The 18,539-nt window shown below is 62.8% G+C and carries 15 protein-coding genes; 1 reads left to right on the forward strand and 14 read right to left on the reverse strand.

The genetic code is table 11. From position 1 onward, the window contains the following. Nucleotides 1–4: 4 nt before the first annotated feature. From PW947_RS03620 to PW947_RS03630, 3 genes are all read right to left on the reverse strand, one after another. Nucleotides 5–556, reverse strand: coding sequence for a GNAT family protein (locus PW947_RS03620; protein ID WP_299629704.1), 552 nt, complete (start codon nt 554–556; stop codon nt 5–7). Nucleotides 557–675: 119 nt separating this feature from the next. Next, a complete protein-coding gene (locus tag PW947_RS03625; RefSeq protein WP_299629705.1) occupies nt 676–3,804 on the reverse strand; it encodes an EAL domain-containing protein in 3,129 nt (1,042 codons plus the stop codon). Nucleotides 3,805–3,968: 164 nt separating this feature from the next. Then, on the reverse strand, nt 3,969–4,445 hold the full coding sequence (locus tag PW947_RS03630; RefSeq protein WP_299629706.1) for a nitrate reductase associated protein: 477 nt from the start codon (nt 4,443–4,445) through the stop codon (nt 3,969–3,971). A gap of 148 nt (nt 4,446–4,593) precedes the next feature. Here PW947_RS03630 and fdhD point away from each other — a divergent pair, with 148 nt between their 5' ends. Further along, nucleotides 4,594–5,415, forward strand: coding sequence for a formate dehydrogenase accessory sulfurtransferase FdhD (gene fdhD, locus PW947_RS03635; RefSeq protein ID WP_299629707.1), 822 nt, complete (start codon nt 4,594–4,596; stop codon nt 5,413–5,415). Nucleotides 5,416–5,442: 27 nt separating this feature from the next. On the opposite strand, the gene PW947_RS03640 is transcribed toward fdhD, so the two are convergent. The 11 genes from PW947_RS03640 to PW947_RS03690 form a co-directional block, all read right to left on the reverse strand. Then, the gene (locus PW947_RS03640) at nt 5,443–6,213 is read right to left on the reverse strand and encodes an enoyl-CoA hydratase (RefSeq protein ID WP_299629795.1); all 771 of its coding nucleotides are present in this window, start codon (nt 6,211–6,213) and stop codon (nt 5,443–5,445) included. A 97-nt stretch (nt 6,214–6,310) separates the two neighbouring features. Then, entirely contained in the window at nt 6,311–7,510 is a 1,200-nt protein-coding gene (locus tag PW947_RS03645) for an acetyl-CoA C-acyltransferase (protein ID WP_299629708.1), read from the reverse strand. Nucleotides 7,511–7,519: 9 nt separating this feature from the next. Next, on the reverse strand, nt 7,520–9,955 hold the full coding sequence (locus PW947_RS03650; RefSeq protein WP_299629709.1) for a 3-hydroxyacyl-CoA dehydrogenase/enoyl-CoA hydratase family protein: 2,436 nt from the start codon (nt 9,953–9,955) through the stop codon (nt 7,520–7,522). A gap of 144 nt (nt 9,956–10,099) precedes the next feature. Beyond that, nucleotides 10,100–11,887, reverse strand: coding sequence for an acyl-CoA dehydrogenase C-terminal domain-containing protein (locus tag PW947_RS03655; protein WP_299629710.1), 1,788 nt, complete (start codon nt 11,885–11,887; stop codon nt 10,100–10,102). 44 nt (nt 11,888–11,931) lie between these two features. Then, nucleotides 11,932–12,531: a TetR/AcrR family transcriptional regulator gene (locus PW947_RS03660; protein WP_299629711.1), complete on the reverse strand. Its 600-nt coding sequence runs from the start codon at nt 12,529–12,531 to the stop codon at nt 11,932–11,934. A gap of 193 nt (nt 12,532–12,724) precedes the next feature. Beyond that, complete coding sequence (clsB, locus tag PW947_RS03665) at nt 12,725–13,981, reverse strand: cardiolipin synthase ClsB (protein WP_299629712.1); 1,257 nt, start codon at nt 13,979–13,981, stop codon at nt 12,725–12,727. After that, nucleotides 13,978–14,454 carry a dihydroneopterin triphosphate diphosphatase gene (gene nudB, locus PW947_RS03670; RefSeq protein WP_299629713.1) on the reverse strand — a complete coding sequence of 159 codons (477 nt, stop codon included), beginning with the start codon at nt 14,452–14,454 and terminating at the stop codon, nt 13,978–13,980. The genes clsB and nudB overlap by 4 nt, the downstream gene beginning before the upstream one ends. Before the next feature lie 153 nt (nt 14,455–14,607). Further along, the gene (gene aspS, locus PW947_RS03675) at nt 14,608–16,410 is read right to left on the reverse strand and encodes an aspartate--tRNA ligase (RefSeq protein ID WP_299629714.1); all 1,803 of its coding nucleotides are present in this window, start codon (nt 16,408–16,410) and stop codon (nt 14,608–14,610) included. Between the two features lie 64 nt (nt 16,411–16,474). After that, on the reverse strand, nt 16,475–17,125 hold the full coding sequence (locus PW947_RS03680; protein WP_299629715.1) for a DUF502 domain-containing protein: 651 nt from the start codon (nt 17,123–17,125) through the stop codon (nt 16,475–16,477). 72 nt (nt 17,126–17,197) lie between these two features. Continuing rightward, nucleotides 17,198–17,593: an FmdB family zinc ribbon protein gene (locus tag PW947_RS03685; RefSeq protein WP_299629716.1), complete on the reverse strand. Its 396-nt coding sequence runs from the start codon at nt 17,591–17,593 to the stop codon at nt 17,198–17,200. A gap of 215 nt (nt 17,594–17,808) precedes the next feature. After that, nucleotides 17,809–18,459 carry a thiopurine S-methyltransferase gene (locus PW947_RS03690; RefSeq protein WP_299629717.1) on the reverse strand — a complete coding sequence of 217 codons (651 nt, stop codon included), beginning with the start codon at nt 18,457–18,459 and terminating at the stop codon, nt 17,809–17,811. Nucleotides 18,460–18,539: the final 80 nt, after the last annotated feature.

Raw genomic sequence — 18,539 nt, forward strand, 5'->3', positions numbered from 1 at the left:
CCGGTCAGGCGTGCAGCCAGTCGCGGCGCAGCAACGAAAAATGCAGCAGGTCGTGATGTGCGCCCTGCCAGAAACCGGCCTCGCGGGCGGTGCCCTCGCGGACAAAGCCCAGCGTCTGCGCCAGTTTCAATGACGGCGCGTTGTCCGGATGAATCTGCGCTTCGATCCGGTTCAGCGTCATCTGGTCGAAACCCCAGTCGAGCGCCGCCGTCAGCGCCTCGTGCATCAGCCCCGCGCCGCGCGCCGATTGCGCCAGTTCATAGCCGACCGTACAGGTCTTCCAGCTTCGATTCCATTTGAACAGCCCGCACGAGCCGATCAGCTCGCCGTCGCGCTTGTGCACGAGCCCCCAGCGCACGCCGGGATTGGGCATTGCCCGCCAGCTGGCGAACGCTTCGATCAGCCGCTCGGCCTGACGCACGTCGATCATCGGATCGCCGCCGAACCAGCGCATGCCGATCGCGTCGCCGTGAATCGCGAACAGCGCGGGCGCGTCGGCGATCACCAGTTCGCGCAGTAGCAAACGCGGTGTGTCGAGCGTGGGAAATTCGGCCATCGAGGTCCGTGGCGTCGGGCGCCGTCAAAGGTTCAGTGCGCAGGTTCCAGCAATTCCGGGACCACATGCGTGCACGAACGACGCGCGATGCGCCGCTCACATCAATCGTGCATCGTCATTTATATGACCGCAACCTCGACGCCGTGCTGTAACAGCTGAGGAATTGCATCGCGTGGCAGCGGCTTCGCGAAATAGAAGCCCTGCATTTCATCGCACGCGCGTTGCCTGAGAAAATCGAGCTGCGCGGATGTCTCGACGCCTTCCGCGATCACCTGCAATTGCAGCGAATGCGCGAGCGCGATGATCGCCGACGTAATGGTTTCGTCGTCGCCCGAGACGCCGATATCCGACACGAACGAGCGGTCGATCTTCAACCGGTCTACCGGGAAGCGCTTCAGATAACTCAGGCTCGAATAGCCGGTACCGAAGTCGTCGATCGCGATGCCGATGCCGAGCGCGCTCAATTCGTTGAGCATCATCACGGCTTCTTCGGCGTTGCGCATGATGGTGCTTTCGGTCAGTTCCAGTTCAAGATAACGCGGTTCGAGCCCAGTTTCCTGAAGCACCTCCATCACGAGCTGCGCGATATTGCGCTGCTGGAACTGCCGCGCCGACAGATTCACCGACACCCGCGCCGGCGGCAGTCCCGCGTCCTGCCACGCCTTGTTCTGACGGCACGCCTCGCGCAACACCCAGTCCGACAACGGTCCTATCAAACCGCTCTCCTCCGCGACCGGAATGAACGACGACGGCGGAATCAGCCCCACTTCGGGATCGCTCCAGCGCACCAGCGCCTCCATCCCGACGATCTTGCCGGAGACCATATCGACCTGCGGCTGGTAGTGCAGCAAAAACTCGTTGTCGCGCAGCGCGCGACGCAGGCGCCGTTCGAGATTCATCCGCGCGCCCGCGCTCGCGTTCATCTCCGGCTGGAAAAACTGGAAGGTGTTGCGGCCCATGTCCTTCGCGCGATACATCGCGAGATCGGCCTTTTTCATCAGCGTTTCCGCGTCCTCGCCGTCTTGCGGGAACAGGCTCGCGCCCATGCTGCAACCGACGTACAACTCGGTGCCGTCGAGCCATACCGGCTCCGAAATCGACGCGCGCACGCGCTCCATCCACGCAATCAGCGACTGCTCGTCGACGGTATCGGTCATCACGATCACGAATTCGTCGCCGCCATGACGCGCGACCGTGTCGCTGGCGCGCGCACAGCGCAGCAGCCGGTCGCCGACCACCGTCAACAGCCGGTCGCCGACGCTATGGCCGAGACTGTCGTTGACGTTCTTGAAGCCGTCCAGATCGATGAATACGACCGCCACGCCCTTGTGATGCCGCGCGGCGAGAATCAGCGCGTGTTGTAGCCGGTCGCGCAACAGGTTGCGGTTCGGCAGCTTGGTCAGGCTGTCGTAGTTCGCCTGATATTCCAGCTGTTCCTGATAGCGGATCAGCGCGGTGACATCGTTGATCACGCCGATATGGTGGGTGGTTTCGCCCTGCGCGTTCGGCACCGGCGCGACGTAGAGCTGGTTCCAGAACAGTGCGCCGTCCTTGCGGTAATTGCGCAGCACGGCGCTGACTTCCCGATTCGCGAGCAGCGCCTGACGGATCGCCGCGATGCCTTCCTGATCGTGATCGTCGCGCTGCAACAGGCGGCAATCCTGGCCGATCACTTCCGCCGGATCGTAGCCGGTGATCCGCTTGAACGCGGGATTCACGTACTCGATCAGATTGCCGGTCGGCGTCGGGCCGGTGATCAGGATCGCGTTCACGCTCGAATCGAGCGCGCGGCTTTGCAGACGCAACGCGAGATCGGCGCGCTTGCGCTCGGTGATGTCCGTGTACGAGCCGAGCACGCCGATCACGCGGCCGTCGCTATCGGTGAACGGCAGCTTGCTCGTCACCGACGTGCGGTGCACGCCGTCGATCACCATGTCGAATTCGTAGTTCATCCTCGGCACGCCCGACTCGATCACCTCGCGATCGATGAGCCGCACGTCGTCGGCGAGCGCGTGCCACGGCAGCTCGTCGTCGGTCTTGCCGACCACCTGCTCCGGATACGCGAGCCCCGCATCGCGCGCGAAAGCCATGTTGCAACCCAGATAACGCGACTCGCGATCCTTCCAGAAAATCCGTTGCGGAATATTGTCGATCACCGTTTCGAGCATCTGGTTCGACCGCTGCGCTTCGGCTTCGGCGTTGATCTGGTCGGTGACGTCGGCGGCGAGGACGAAATACGCGGCGCGGCCGTTGAAACTCAGCGCGTGATACGAGATTTCCGCGCGCACCGTCGAGCCGTCCTTGCGCCGGTGCTGCCACACGCCCGCGGTTTGCTGGCCGTGACGCGGCGCGATGCCGCTGCGCTGAAGATGCGATTCGAGCCGCCCGATTTCCGCATGCGGACGGATCGCGCGGATCGTCATCGCGAGAAACTCGGTTTCCGAATAACCGTATTGCTGCACCGCCGCCGCGTTGATCGCGAGAAACCGCAGGGTTTCGCAATCGAAGATGTAGATCGGCACCGGATGATTGTCGAACAGGCCGGACAGCCGCTCGTCGCTGACGCGCAACGAGCGCGCGAGGCGCAGCTTTTCACGCGCGACGCTTTCCCGACGGCCGAACGTGTAGATCAGCAGCCCGCTGCCGAGCAGCATCGTGACGACCAGCAGCAGCGTCGCGCGGCGCGTCTCCTGCACGGATTGCATCAACGACGCCTGAACCGCCTCGCGCTCGTTGGTGCGCAGCGTGGCCAGTTCGTTCTCGACGATCGCGAGGTTCATCCCGAGTTCGGTGTACGCGGTCGCGGCCGCGGCGCGGGCGGCTTCATTGGGGGCGTCGGGGGCGGTGGGATCGTTGGCTCCGGGCACCGTCAACGCGCCTTCGATGCCGCGCTGGATCGCGGCGCTGTCGGCGCTGACATCGGCGAAGTCGGCGCTCATCTGCGGGTTGTCGCGCCATGCGTCGCGCAATGCGTGATCGAGGGTCTGCAACGACGCGCCAAGTTGCACCGCCGTGCCGGCCGGCGCCGGATGCCCCGACGCGCCGACCCGTCCGACCGTCGAGACGCCGCGCTCCAGCGTCAGCCGGTACGCGTCGAGCTTCTGCTGGACGGCGGTCGATTGCAGCATCCGCGCGACGCCCACGCGCTGGCTGTCGATCTGCATGTATGCGACGAATGCATTCGCGCCGATCGCGACGGCGACGACCGCTGCATTCATCAGCAGTCGCTTCGATGGAGAATAATTCATGGGTTCCGAACGTGACGTTCTACGGCCGATAGCGCGCCGGTCGTCCGCATTCGAAGCGCGGGCGCTGGACGACGGGCCTTTTACGAGCTAACCCATGGATAACGGCCAGGTTCGGTGCAGCTTGAGCGAAACCTCGAAAAATGCCCAGAAAACGCCGCCGCAGATCAACCGGCGAGGCCGAATTCCCGCATGGCGGGAATGAAGTCGTGATTCGCGTCCGGTTTGCGCGACAATTTCGCCAGCACGTAACGCTGGAACGGCGACAATCGCGACCATTGCGCGACGCCGGGCGCGGTGAGCGCGGCCAGCGCCGCCTGGTTCGCGATGCCCGGCGGCACGGCATCGGCATTGCGCCATGCGGGCGCTTCGTCGGGCGAAAACCATTCGGGTTCGACATTCGCGTGCGTACGCAGCATCTCGAACAGCGCGTGATCGAAGTTCGGCTCGATATCGGTGGCGTCGTCGACGGGAAAACGGGCCAGCAGCTTGCGGTCTTCGAGCGGCAACATCTGCCATTGCGCGAGCGAAATGCGCAGCCCGAAGCGGTCGAGATTGAAGCGCACCGACATCGGGATAAAGGTGAAATTCTCCGACGATTCGACTTCGAAGTTGAACAGCAGCGGCGCTTCGTTCAGAGCCATGACAATGTCCTCGCGAGGTTTTCGCACAATCCGGTTCGTACGGTCCGGCCACGCCGCGCGACAGGCGGCTGGCCGCGGACGGCAAGCCGGGCCGGCTTGAGGTATTTTAGAACCTTATTGGCGCCACGTCGGCGCATGGAGTCAGAGCTTGAACGAACAGGAAAGCGCCACGCAGCCCGGCGCAGTCGAGCGCCAGGTGCGCCGTCATCGTGGCGACGCGGTCGAGTCCACCGCCGATTTCGTCGGTCAGGAGTGGCCGGTTGCGCTGGTTTTCAACGGTATTTCGCACGCGGTGATGATGTGCACGCCCTGCGATCTGGAAGCGTTCGCGGTCGGTTTCGCGATTTCGGAAGGCATCGTCGAGCGTGGCAGCGATATTCAGGACATCGAGGTCATGCTGTTCGACGGCGATCTGCCGCACGCCGAAGTGCAGCTTCAGGTCGTGCAGAAGGCGTTTGTCGAACTGAAGGAGAAACGGCGCGCGCTGGCGGGTCGCACCGGTTGCGGCGTGTGCGGGATCGAAAGCATCGACCTGCTGGATCTGAAACCGGAACGGGTGCCCGACACCGGCTTTCTGACCCGACTCGCGCCCGACGCGATCGAACGTGCGTCGCGCGAATTGCCCGAGCATCAGGCACTGACCCGACTGACCGGCGGTTTGCACGCGGCCGCGTGGTGCGATGCGAACGGCGCGATCCATTACGCATTCGAAGACGTGGGCCGTCACAACGCGCTGGATAAACTGATCGGCCAACTGGTGCTGGACCGCGTCGATACGAAAGACGGTTTCGTGTTTCTGTCGAGCCGCGCGAGCTATGAACTGGTGCGCAAGTCGGCGCGGGTGGATGTGCCGATGGTCGCGACGATCTCCGCGCCGTCTTCGCTCGCGATCGAAATCGCGCGGCGCGCGGGCGTTCGCCTTGTCAGCTTTTGCCGCGCGTCGGGTTTCGTGGATTACGGCACGGTCTGAGCGTGCCGCACCGTCAAAAGCCGTGCATCAATCGAACTGACGGAAATCCGGTTTGCGCTTCTCGAAGAATGCCTTGAAGGCCTCGCGCGCTTCCGGCGCGAGCAGCATCTTGCCGAAATGCACGGCTTCGTCGCTGATCTGCGTATGGATTTCATGGTGCGCAGCACGCTTCATCAGACTCTTCGTCACGCGCAACGACGACGCGGGCAACGCGGCCAGCTTCGCCGCTTGCGCGAGCGCGAACGCGTCGACCTCAGCGGCGGGCAACAGGCGATTCACGAAACCCATCCGCTGCGCTTCCTTTGCATCGAACGCTTCGCCGAGCATCAGCTTTTCCGCGGCAGCCTGATATCCGCCGACGCGCGGCAACAGCAGGCTCGACGCAGCTTCCGGACACAAGCCGAGTTGCGTGAACGGCAACGAAAAGCTCGCGGAATCGGCCGCGTAGACCAGATCGCAATGCAACAGCAAGGTCGTGCCGATGCCCACCGCCGCGCCCGCCACCGACGCCACGAGCGGCTTTTCCGCGCCGCTGATTGCGCGCAGGAACTGAATCACCGACGACTCTTCACCGATCGGCGGCGACTTCATGAAATCTTCGAGATCGTTGCCCGCGCAGAAAATGCCGGGGCTGCCGCGAAATACGATGGCCCGCACCGACGTGTCGGTTTGCGCTTCGTTCAACGCATCGACCATCGTTTGATACATCGCGGCCGTGATCGCGTTTTTCTTGTCGGGCCGGTTGAAGGCAATCGTCATCACGCCTTCGGCGCGTTCGACCAGAATGTCCATCGTCATCTCCTCGTAATGCGTGACTGCATCGTGCTGAATGGAAAAAACGGTTCGCAAGTCAGACGACCTGCGAACCGTTGCCGGACCGGGCGCGTCGAATCGCTTACATGCGTTCGATGATGCCCGCTGCGCCCATGCCGGTGCCGACACACATCGTCACCATCCCGTACTTCAGGTTGCGGCGGCGCAGTCCGTGCACCACCGTCGCCGCGCGGATCGCACCGGTCGCACCCAGCGGGTGGCCGAGCGCAATCGCGCCGCCGAGCGGGTTGATCTTCGACGGATCGAGGTTCAGGTCCTGGATGACCGCCAGCGATTGCGCGGCAAACGCTTCGTTCAGCTCGATCCAGTCGATGTCGTCGATCTTCAGGCCGGCGGCTTTCAACGCGGCCGGAATCGCTTCCTTCGGACCGATGCCCATGATTTCCGGCGGCACGCCGCGCACGGCGAAGCTGACGAAACGGGCCAGCGGCGTCAGGTTGTATTCCTTCAGCATTTTCTCCGACACGACAATCAGCGCGCCCGCGCCGTCCGACGTCTGCGAACTGTTGCCGGCCGTCACCGAGCCTTTGTTCGCGAACACCGCGCGCAGCTTCGCGAGGCCTTCCATCGTGGTTTCGGCGCGCGGACCTTCGTCCAGACCGACTTCGCGCGTCTTCACGCGGACTTCGCCCGTGGCCAGATCCGGGAAGCGTTCGGTGATCGTGTAGGCGGCGATTTCGTCGTTGAACTCGCCGGATTGCTGCGCAGCAATCGCGCGGCGGTGCGATTCGACCGAGAACGTGTCTTGCGCTTCGCGGCTGATTTTCCAGCGTTGCGCAACCTGTTCCGCAGTCAGGCCCATGCCGTAAGCGATGCCGATGTTTTCGTTCGAATCGAAAATATGCGGCGACAGCGACGGCTTGTTGCCCATCATCGGCACCATGCTCATCGATTCGCAACCGGCCGCGATCATCGCGTCTGCCTCGCCGACGCGAATCCGGTCAGCCGCCATCGCCAGCGCGGTGATGCCCGATGCGCAGAAGCGGTTGACGGTCACGCCGCCGACCGAGTTCGGCAGGCCGGCCAGCAACGAGCCGATCCGCGCGACGTTCAGGCCTTGCTCCGCTTCCGGAATCGCACAACCGACGATGGCGTCCTGGATCTCGGCCAGATTGAAACCCGGCACCTGCGCGACCGCTGCCTTCAGCGCGTGCGTCAGCAGTTCGTCCGGGCGCGTGTTCCTGAACATGCCGCGCGGCGCCTTGCCGATGGGCGTGCGGCTCGCGGCGACGATATATGCGTCTTGCAATTGCTTTGCCATTTCAGCTCCTTAGTTCCGCACCGGCTTGCCGGTTTGCAGCATGCCCATGATCCGCTCCTGCGTCTTTTGCGTGCCGAGCAGATCGACGAACGCACGACGTTCCAGTTGCAGCAGCCATTCTTCGTCCACCAGACTGCCCGCTTCGACGTCGCCGCCGCAGACGGCTTCCGCGATGCGGCTTGCAATCAGGTAATCGTGTTCGCTGATGAAGCGGCCGTCGCGCATGTTGACCAGCGAGGCCTTGATCGTCGAAATCGCCGAGCGGCCGGCGACCGGCACCTGCGTCACACGCAGCGGCGGACGATAACCCGCCGCCGACAACGCGCGTGCTTCCTTCTTCGCGATGTCGAGCAGTTCGAACACGTTGAACACGATCGTGTCGGACGGCTTCAGGTAGCCCATTGCGCGGGCGTCGAGCGCCGATGCGGACACCTTTGCCATCGCCGCGTTCTCGAACGACTTTTGCACGAACTTCAGCAGGTCGTTGGTCGCGCCGACTTGCGTCGCCGCTTCCGCTGCGCGCAGTGCGGCTTCCTTCAGACCGCCGCCGGCAGGCACCAGGCCCACGCCCACTTCGACGAGGCCGATATAGCTCTCGATATGCGCGACGCGCTTCGCGCTATGCAGCACCAGCTCGCAACCGCCGCCGAGCGCGATACCCGACACCGCCGCCACGACCGGCACGTTCGCATACTTGACGCGCAGCATGCCTTGCTGGAACTTCTTCACGAACGGCTCGATACCCTTCGCGCCGCCCATCATGAACGCCGGCATCGCTTCTTCGAGATTCGCGCCTGCGGAGAACGCGCCGCCCGGCGTGCCGAGCTTCAGCGAAGTCGGCTGCCAGACGACCACGCCCTTGTAGTCTTTTTCCGCGAGTTCGATTGCCTGCACGAGACCGTCGATCACCGACGGTCCGATCGTGTTCATCTTGCTTTTGAACGACACGATCAGCACGTCGTTTTCGCCCGCGCGGTCGTCGACCCATGCGCGGACCGCTTCGGTTTCGAACACGGTCTTGCCGTACGTCTTCGGATCGGCGCCCGTTTCACCGACCAGCGGCGCACGGAACACCTGCCGGTCGTAGACCGACAGCGACGAACGCGGCGCGAACGTCTTCGACGCGGGCGACCACGAGCCTTCGTTCGTGTGCACGCCGCCCTTCTCGGCGACCGGGCCTTCGAGCACCCAAGCGGGCAGCGGCGCGTCCGACAGCGCCTTGCCGGCCGCGATGTCTTCCTGCACCCACTCGGCGACCTGTTTCCAGCCCGCCGTTTGCCAACCTTCGAACGGGCCTTCGTTCCAGCCGAAACCCCAGCGGATCGCGAGATCGACGTCGCGCGCGTTGTCCGCGATCGACTCCAGATGCACGCCGATGTAATGGAACACGTCGCGGAAGATCGCCCACAGGAACTGCGCTTGCGGATGCTGCGATTCGCGCAGCAGCTTCAGACGTTCCGCAGCCGGACGCTTCAGGATGCGACCGACCAGTTCGTCGGCTTTCGCGCCGCCTTCCACGTACTCGCCCGTTTTCGGATCGAGCACCTTGATGGCCTTGCCTTCCTTCCGGTAGAAACCGCCGCCGGTCTTCTGACCGAGCGCGCCTTTCTTCACCAGTTCGGCCAGCACGGCCGGCGTTTCGTAGACCGGGAAGAACGGATCGTCCTTCAGGTTGTCCTGCATCGTCTTGATGACGTGCGCCATCGTGTCCAGACCGACGACATCGGCGGTACGGAAGGTCGCGGATTTCGCGCGGCCCAGACGGCTGCCGGTCAGGTCGTCCACTTCATCGAAACGCAGGCCGAACTTCGCGGCTTCGGTGATGACGGCGAGGATCGAGAAAATACCGACGCGATTCGCGATGAAGTTCGGCGTGTCTTTGGCGCGCACGACGCCCTTGCCGACCACGCTGGTCAGAAAGGTTTCGAGCTGGTCGAGAATCTCCGGACGCGTGGTCGCTGTCGGGATCAGTTCGACGAGATGCATGTAGCGCGGCGGATTGAAGAAGTGCACGCCGCAGAAGCGCGCCTTCAGCTCGTCCGAGAAACCCGTCGACAATTCCGTGATGGACAGACCCGACGTGTTCGACGCGAAAATCGCGTTCGGCGCGATGTGCGGCGACACTTTCTTGTACAGGTCGTGCTTCCAGTCCATCCGCTCGGCGATTGCTTCGATCACGAGGTCGCATTCCGCGAGCTTCTCGATGTCGTCGTCGTAATTGGCGGGCGTGATGAACTGCGCGTCGTCCTTCACGCCGAACGGCGCGGGCGACAGCTTTTTCAGATTTTCGATCGCCTTGAGCGCGATCGCGTTCTTCGGGCCTTCTTTTGCCGGCAGATCGAACAGCAGTACCGGCACCTTGGCGTTGACCAGGTGCGCAGCGATCTGCGCGCCCATCACGCCGGCGCCGAGCACGGCCACCTTGCGAATGATCAGATTGCTCACGTCGTTCCTCCAGGGGAGTTGTGTCGCGGTTATCGTCCGTAGTCGGACGAAACAGCGCGAATGCAGTGACGAAGGGTTGTCGATGCGTTGACGCCCGGGAACACGCGCCGCACGGAACCGATGCGCGGCGCGTTGCCGAATGGCTTAGAACAGCTCGACTTCGACGTCCATCAACGTCTTCGAACCGGCACGCGCCTGACGGATCGTCATCGCGGTTTCGGGCAGCAGCTTCGCGAAGTAGAAGCGTGCGGTGGCGAGCTTCGCCTTGTAGAACGGATCGCCGGACGCTTCCTTGTCCAGCGCGAGACGCGCCATGCGCGCCCAGAAGTACGAGAACACCAGATGGCCGACGGTACGCAGATACGGCACGGCCGCAGCGCCGACTTCGTCCGGGTTCTGCATGGCCTTCATGCCGATTTCCATCGTCAGCTTCTGCACCTTTTCACCGATGTCGGCGAGCGGGTTGATGAACTCCTGCATTTCCGGCTTGACGCCTTCTTCCTCGATAAACGCGGCAACCATCTTGCCGAACTTCTTCATCTTCGCGCCCATGTCGCCGAGCACCTTGCGGCCCAGCAGGTCGAGCGACTGAATGGCGTTGGTGCCTTCGTAGATCATGTTGATGCGCGCGTCGCGCACATATTGCTCCATGCCCCACTCGGCGATAAAGCCGTGGCCGCCGTAAATCTGCATCGCATGGTTGGTCGATTCGAACGCGTTGTCGGTCAGGAATGCCTTGATGACCGGCGTCAGCAGCGCGACGAGGTCGGCGGACTCCTTACGGACCGATTCCTCGGCGTGCGACAGTTCCTTGTCGATATTGAGCGCGGCCCAGTACGTGAATGCGCGCGCGCCTTCGGCATAGGCCTTTTGCGTCAGCAACATCCGACGCACGTCCGGATGAACGATGATCGGGTCCGCTGCTTTTTCCGGCGCTTTCGGGCCGGTCAGCGAACGCATTTGCAGACGTTCCTTCGCGTAGACCAGCGAGTTCTGATAGCCGATTTCCGTCAGGCCGAGACCTTGCATCCCGACGCCCAGACGCGCGGCGTTCATCATCACGAACATCGCGTTCAAGCCTTTGTTCGGCTCGCCGACCAGCCAGCCGGTCGCGTTGTCGAGGTTGATCACGCAGGTGGCGTTGCCGTGAATGCCCATCTTGTGTTCGATCGAGCCGCACTTCACGGTGTTGCGTTCGCCGATATCGCCGGCGTCGTTCGTGAGGAACTTCGGCACGATGAACAGCGAGATGCCCTTCGTGCCCTTCGGCGCGTCCGGCAGACGTGCGAGCACCAGATGGACGATGTTCTCGGCCATGTCGTGCTCACCGCTGGAAATGAAGATTTTGGTGCCGCTGATTGCATACGAGCCGTCGCTGTTCGGTTCGGCCTTGGTACGCAGAATGCCGAGGTCGGTGCCGCAATGCGGTTCGGTCAGGCACATCGTGCCCGTCCACGTGCCCGACACCAGCTTCGGCAGATAACGCTGCTGCAATTCCGGCGTGCCGTGCGCGTGTACGCATTCGTACGCGCCGTGCGACAGACCCGGATACATCGTCCACGCCTGGTTCGCCGAGTTCATCATCTCGTACAGCGCGTTGTTGACGAATGCCGGCAAGCCCTGGCCGCCGTATTCGGGATCGCAGCCGAGTGCCGGCCAGCCGGCTTCGACATACTGCTGATAGGCTTCCTTGAAGCCCTTCGGCGTGGTGACGACGCCGTCGCCTTCGTACTTGCAGCCTTCCTGGTCGCCGCTCTGATTCAACGGGAACAGGACTTCGGAGCAGAACTTGCCGGCTTCCTCAAGCACCTGATTGATCGTGTCGGCATCGAGGTCCGCGTGCTTCGGCATCTGCTTGATTTCGGCTTCGACGTTCAGCAGTTCGTGCATCACGAATTGCATGTCGCGAAGCGGCGCGGCGTACTGTCCCATGACTCTCTCCAAAGTATTTGACGCGAGCCTTGGCTTTTTTGGCGCTATCGGCTCTCGCTTTGATACGAAACGATCATTTTTTCCAGCGCGGCCCACGTGAGCGGCACAGCATCCGGCAGATGCAGGAAGCGCGCGTCGTGATGCAGACCGAGCGTGAAGCTATACAGTTCGAACAGCATCAGTTGCGGATTGGTGTCCGCCCGCAGATGCCCTTCTTCCATTGCTTGCGAAATGGCCCGGGTCAGCGCCGCCCGCCACATCGTGACGCTCAGCACCAGTTGCTCGCGCACCGGGTTGTCCGCACGGTCGTCGTACTCGACCGCGCCGCTGATGTAGATGCAACCAGTGGTGACTTCCTGGATGCGCTTCTCAATCCAGCGGGAGATCATCGCGCGCAGACGAGGCAGACCGCGCGGCTCGCGCAGGCTCGGGAAAAACACCTCCTCCTCAAACCGGCGGTGATATTCACGAACCACTTCCACCTGCAGATCTTCGCGTGACCCGAAATGCGCAAACACGCCGCTTTTGCTCATCTGCATACGCTCGGCCAGTAGCCCGATGGTCAGACCTTCCAGTCCGTCCCGGCTGGCCAGATCGAGCGCGGCATCGAGAATCGCGGCGCGCGTTTGTTCGCCTTTTCGCATAGCAGTTGTACCGTTCTGTAAGACAAGAAATAAAATCGAACGGCCGTACTATTATTGAGTGGTGCCGTCCGCGAAACAAGGACTTTATTAGAAACCGGTTTCTAACCGGTGATCAATTCTGCGTCATACGTCAATCGGAGGAATCGTATTTTTTAGAGGCTTTTTTCTCCATCGACGACGGCGCCGCCAGCCATCAATCGTAGCCGCCTACCGTCAGCACTTTCATCACTACGCGATAAAGGTTGTACGCGAGCCAGTTGATCGCCCGCTCGCCCGCCGGACGCGCGTCGTAGTGCGCCTGATCGATGCGGCGCGATTCGTCGAATGCGATCAGGATCGCGTCGCGCAGCGTCCTCACTTCGTCGTGAAGCACCAGCACGACGTTGGCTTCGTTGTTGAGCATCAGGCTCAGCGCGTCGAGATTCGACGAACCGACCGTACCCCACGTCGAATCGACGACGGCAACCTTGCCGTGCAGCATGGTTTTTTCGTATTCCGCGATCTTCACGCCCGCCTTCAGCAGCGAGCGGTACAGAAACGGCACCGCGTAGTCGAGCGCGGCGAACTCCTTGCGGCCGATCACCAGCTTCACCTCGACGCCGCGTCGTGCCGCATACGCAAGCGCGCGTCGCAGCTTGCGACCGGGCATGAAATACGGGTTGGCCAGCAGCACTTCGTGGCGCGCCTGGCCGATCGCGGTCAGATACGCCTTTTCGATCGCGCGACGGTTGATCACGTTGTCGCGCGCGACGAACGCGACGCACGGCTCGCCCGCGCTGCGCAATTCCTCGGGACGCGGCCGGCCGGACGAATCAAGTCCGGTCGGGTCGATCGGGCGCAGATTCAGGTCCGGCTGATACAGCTTGCCCGGCCGGTGGCCGATCTGGATGCGCCGCCACTGCGTATCGAACGCGAGGTGCACGTCAGTGACGACAGGACCGCGCAACTCGACGGCGAAGTCCCAGCGCGCGAACGGCAGACGGTGACCATCGTTCTCGAAGTCGTCGACGATATTGATGCCGCCGCAAAACGCGCAGTCGTCGTCGATGGCGGCGAGCTTGCGATGCGTCCGCGAAAATCCGAAGCGTCCGAAAATATGCGGGTTGTAGATGCGATGCTCGATGCCCGCTTCCGGCCACGCATTGAACATGTCGAGCCGCGCGGTGCCGATGCCGTCGGTAATCACGCGCACGCGCACGCCGCGCGACGCCGCGCGAATCAGCGCGGCCGACACGGCCTGGCCGGCGTCGTCATTGCAGAAGATGTAGGTTTCCAGCGCGACGTCGTGAACCGCGGTGTCGATCCGCGCGATCAGCGCTTCGAAAAATGGCGTGCCGGATTGAAAAAGCCGGACATGGTTGTCCGGCGTAAAGCGGTAACGGGACCAGTAACGACGGCCGAACAGACTCTGCCGGAACGTGGCAAAGCGGCGATCGCCGCGTGCCGTCACCGGACACGCTCCTTCAGACGCTCGGGCAATTGCAGGATTGCCTCGGCATTCGACGACGAGAAACAGCGCGTCGCCGCTTCCTGATACGGCAGCCAGACGAACGCGGTGTGCTCGCGGGGCGCGAGCACGATGTCGGTGTCGCGGGGCACTTCGAGGCTGAACCAGTGTTCGGTGTTACGCGTGACGCCTTCGGCATAGCGATGCCGCCACACCGGATAGATTTCGTATTCGATCTCGCACTGCCAGTCGAGCAATGCGCCCGACGGCACCGCCGCCGTGCCGACGACGATCCCGGTTTCTTCGGCCGCTTCGCGCGCGGCGGTCTCGACGTAGGACTCGTCCACGTGATCTTTCGAGCCCGTCACCGACTGCCAGAAGCCCGGATGATCGGCACGCTCGATCAGGAGCACGTCGAGTTCGGGCGTGTGAATGACGACGAGCACGGATTGCGGAATCTTGGGCGGTTTCGGCATGGCAAAAAGGCTAGGCGCACGAGGCGCGTGATGCATGTCGGACGACGCTGCTGCTTCGACTGTAACGCAAAAATACAAAAAGGCGCACATGGCGCCTTTTTGTTTGCTTCGATGCTGCCCGGATGCGACGCGGCCTTCATCAGGCCGTCGCAATTACGCCTTCGGCGCTTCCGGCTGACGCAGACGGATGTGCAACTCGCGCAACTGGCGCTCGTCCACTTCGCTCGGCGCCTGCGTGAGCAGACACTGCGCGCGTTGCGTCTTCGGGAACGCGATCACGTCGCGGATCGAGTCGGCGCCGGCCATCATCGTGACGATGCGGTCCAGACCGAACGCGATACCACCGTGCGGCGGCGCGCCGTATTGCAGCGCGTCGAGCAGGAAGCCGAACTTCGCACGGGCTTCTTCCGCGTTGATCTTCAGCGCGCGGAACACCTGGCTCTGCACTTCTTCACGGTGAATACGCACCGAACCGCCGCCGATTTCCCAGCCGTTCAGCACCATGTCGTAGGCCTTGGCGAGACAGCGCGCCGGATCCGTTTCCAGGTATTCCAGGTGCTCGTCTTTCGGGCTGGTGAACGGATGGTGAGCCGCGACGTAGCGGTTGTCTTCCTCGTCGTATTCGAACATCGGGAAGTCGACCACCCACAGCGGCTTCCAGCCGGTTTCGACCAGACCGTTGGCCTTGCCGAACTCCGAATGACCGATCTTCAGACGCAGTGCGCCGAGGCTGTCGTTCACCACCTTCGCGCGATCCGCCGCGAAGAAAATGATGTCGCCGTCTTGCGCGCCGGTGCGCTCGATGATCGCCTTGATCGCTTCGTCGTGCAGGTTCTTGACGATCGGGCTTTGCAGACCGTCACGGCCCTTCGCCACTTCGTTGACCTTGATCCACGCCAGGCCCTTCGCGCCGTAGATGCGCACGAATTCCGTGTAGCCGTCGATATCGCCGCGCGTGAGTTCGCCGCCCTTCGGCACGCGGATCGCCGCGACACGGCCGTCCTTCGTGTTGGCCGGCGTGCTGAACACCTTGAAGTCGACGTCTTTCATCGCGTCGGTCAGGTCCGTGAATTCGAGCTTCACGCGCAAGTCCGGCTTGTCCGAACCAAAGCGGCGCATCGCTTCCGAATACAGCATGACCGGGAATTTTTCGTCGAGCGAAACGCCGATCGTTTCCTTGAACACGTGACGGATCATCGCTTCGAACAGATCGCGAATTTCCTGTTCCGACATGAACGAGGTTTCGCAGTCGATCTGCGTGAATTCCGGCTGACGGTCAGCGCGCAGATCTTCGTCGCGGAAGCACTTGACGATCTGGTAGTAACGGTCGAAGTTCGCGACCATCAGCAGTTGCTTGAACAGCTGCGGCGATTGCGGCAACGCGAAGAACTGGCCCGGGTTGGTACGCGACGGCACGAGGTAGTCGCGCGCGCCTTCGGGCGTGCTCTTCGTGAGCATCGGCGTTTCGATGTCGATGAAGCCCAGCGAGTCGAGGTACTTGCGCACTTCGATTGCGACGCGGTAGCGCAGACGCAGGTTGTGCTGCATCTGCGGACGGCGCAGGTCGAGCACGCGATGCGTGAGACGCGTGGTTTCCGACAGGTTGTCGTCGTCGAGCTGGAACGGCGGCGTGATCGATGCGTTCAGCACGGTCAGTTCGTGGCACAGCACTTCGATCTTGCCGCTCTTCAGGCTGGCGTTGGTCGTGCCTTCCGGACGGTTGCGCACGACACCCTTGATCTGCACGCAGAACTCGTTACGGACGCCTTCAGCCGTCTTGAACATCTCCGCGCGGTCGGGATCGCAGACCACCTGGACCAGGCCTTCGCGATCGCGCAGGTCGATGAAGATAACGCCACCGTGATCGCGGCGGCGGCTCACCCAGCCGCACAGCGACACGGTTTGACCCAGCAGGTGTTCGGTCACCAGACCGCAGTATTCAGATCTCATCGACATGATGTTTGTCTTTCGTTATGCATTGGTTGAACGGCGCGCGGCAGTGTTGCACTGCGCGCCGGCATTACAGCGGTGGCTCGACGGTGCGGCGCAATTGCGCTGGCGGCACGGACGGTGCGACCACGCCCATCGAGACAATGTACTTGAGCGCGGCGTCGACTGTCATATCCAGTTCGATGACTTCGCTCTTCGGAACCATCAGGAAGAAGCCGGACGTGGGATTCGGCGTGGTCGGCACGTAGACGCTCACGTGGTCTTCTTTCAGGTGATTGACCACGTCGCCGCCCGGAATGCCGGTCAGAAACGCGATCGTGTAGGAGCCGGCGCGCGGATATTCGATCAGAAGCGCCTTGCGGAACGCATTGCCGTTACTCGACAACAATGTGTCCGACACTTGCTTGACGCTGGTGTAGATCGGGCCGACGACGGGGATATGACGCACCAGCAGTTCCCACCACTTCACGAGCTTCTGCCCGATGAAGTTCTGCGTCAACAACCCGACGATGAAAATGAATGCGAGCGTCAACACGGCGCCGAGACCCGGCAAACGGAAGCCCAACAACCGCTCCGGTTGCCATGCTCTCGGCAACAGCAGCAGCGTTTGATCCATCGTGCCGATGATCAGGCCGAGCACCCACAGTGTGATGGCCAACGGCACCAGCACCAGCAGGCCGGTCAGAAACACCGATTTGAGCGTCACTTTTTTGGTCGTCATGTGTCCCGCCATAAGGCCGCGCCCGGGAGACCGGGAGCGGCGTGTTCGCCGCCTACGCCGACGGCAGCCTGCTTACGAGCCGCTATTGCCGCCCGACGATGCCGGTGCGGCCGCAGGCGCGGAGCTGGTCGCATTCGATGCGCCCGACGTGCCCGATGAGGCGGCCGTCGCGGTCGCGGCTTTGGCTTCGCCCGACGACGCGGACGTGCCGGCGTTGTCGCCAGCGGCCGGGGCCGCTGTGCCGGTGGACTCGCCACCGCTGGCAGCGGCGCCCTTATTCGTGTTGCCGCCGCGGAAATCGGTCACGTACCAACCCGATCCCTTCAATTGAAAACCGGCTGCAGTAACCTGCTTGCGGAAGGTGTCCTTGCCGCATTCGGGGCAGTGCGTCAGAGGAGCATCGCTCATCTTCTGAAGCGCATCTTTTCCGAACCCACATGACTCGCAACGATAAGCGTAGATCGGCATGATCTTTTCCCTACTGAAATCTTTTGAGCGCTTGCAAAGCCTTGAATTATAGCCGCAAACGGGTGGTCATCCTGGAAAACGGGCGCGTACGGCCAAACCGGCCGCAGCCGCTACAGATGGGGCGCCCGGCGCAAACTCAAGCTGAACCTGCGACCGGACATGCAATGCGTGACTGCGGCGCCGCGCATACAGCGCCGGTCACGCTACGGCCACGCTTACGCAGGCCGCGCGCCGAGTCTGCGCCACGTGAGCCAACGCTCGCGGCCGGCAAATACCGCAATCGAATCGCTGACGGGTTCGTCGGCGAGCAATTCGAAATGCGGCGTCAGCAGCGCATCCAGCTCCGCGCGCTCGATCCCGAACGGCGGACCTTTCGGCGTTGCGCCCAGGAAAAAATAACCCGCCAGTAATGCACCGGGTTGCAAAATCTCGGCCATTCGCTGTGCGTAAGCGGCGCGACGGTCGAGCGGCAGCGCGCACAAAAACGCGCGCTCGTAGACCCATTGCGGCGCAAACGGCGGCGCGTACGTAAAAAAATCCGCCTGTTCGACGACGCTGGCGAATTCACCCAACTCCACGCGCGCCGCAGCGACCGCGCCCGCGGAAAAGTCGATGGCGCGAACCGGCTGGTTCCGGCGCGCAAGCCACAACGCTTCGTACGCGTTACCGCAACCGGGAATCAGCACCGGCGCATCCGGCCGCTCCGCCGCGAAAGCCTGAAACGCGGCCGGGACGCCCGCCTGATCCCACGGCATGAAGCGTTGCTCGAAGCGCTCGTCCCAGAAGTCCGGGGAGTTCGGGTCACGCGTCGAGAAGGTCGGCACCGCTGCGCCGGACGCATCTTTGGGATGGTTTCGATCACTCATCGATGCACCTCACACACAAGTATTGACGCTCAATATGAACAGGCAGCGTCAGCGTGGGTTTCGACGATGCGCCTGCGCAA

This window comes from Paraburkholderia sp. (assembly GCF_028283785.1).
GTDB lineage: Bacteria > Pseudomonadota > Gammaproteobacteria > Burkholderiales > Burkholderiaceae > Paraburkholderia.

What these genes read in the sequence shown, in the direction of transcription:
- PW947_RS03645 (WP_299629708.1), bottom strand. Translation starts at nt 7,510, where the DNA reads ATGGCAAAGCAATTGCAAGACGCATATATCGTCGCCGCGAGCCGCACG.
- PW947_RS03640 (WP_299629795.1), bottom strand. Translation starts at nt 6,213, where the DNA reads ATGACGATGGACATTCTGGTCGAACGCGCCGAAGGCGTGATGACGATT.
- PW947_RS03685 (WP_299629716.1), bottom strand. Translation starts at nt 17,593, where the DNA reads ATGCCGATCTACGCTTATCGTTGCGAGTCATGTGGGTTCGGAAAAGAT.
- PW947_RS03655 (WP_299629710.1), bottom strand. Translation starts at nt 11,887, where the DNA reads ATGGGACAGTACGCCGCGCCGCTTCGCGACATGCAATTCGTGATGCAC.
- PW947_RS03620 (WP_299629704.1), bottom strand. Translation starts at nt 556, where the DNA reads ATGGCCGAATTTCCCACGCTCGACACACCGCGTTTGCTACTGCGCGAA.
- PW947_RS03680 (WP_299629715.1), bottom strand. Translation starts at nt 17,125, where the DNA reads ATGACGACCAAAAAAGTGACGCTCAAATCGGTGTTTCTGACCGGCCTG.
- PW947_RS03690 (WP_299629717.1), bottom strand. Translation starts at nt 18,459, where the DNA reads ATGAGTGATCGAAACCATCCCAAAGATGCGTCCGGCGCAGCGGTGCCG.
- aspS (WP_299629714.1), bottom strand. Translation starts at nt 16,410, where the DNA reads ATGTCGATGAGATCTGAATACTGCGGTCTGGTGACCGAACACCTGCTG.
- nudB (WP_299629713.1), bottom strand. Translation starts at nt 14,454, where the DNA reads ATGCCGAAACCGCCCAAGATTCCGCAATCCGTGCTCGTCGTCATTCAC.
- PW947_RS03660 (WP_299629711.1), bottom strand. Translation starts at nt 12,531, where the DNA reads ATGCGAAAAGGCGAACAAACGCGCGCCGCGATTCTCGATGCCGCGCTC.
- PW947_RS03625 (WP_299629705.1), bottom strand. Translation starts at nt 3,804, where the DNA reads ATGAATTATTCTCCATCGAAGCGACTGCTGATGAATGCAGCGGTCGTC.
- PW947_RS03630 (WP_299629706.1), bottom strand. Translation starts at nt 4,445, where the DNA reads ATGGCTCTGAACGAAGCGCCGCTGCTGTTCAACTTCGAAGTCGAATCG.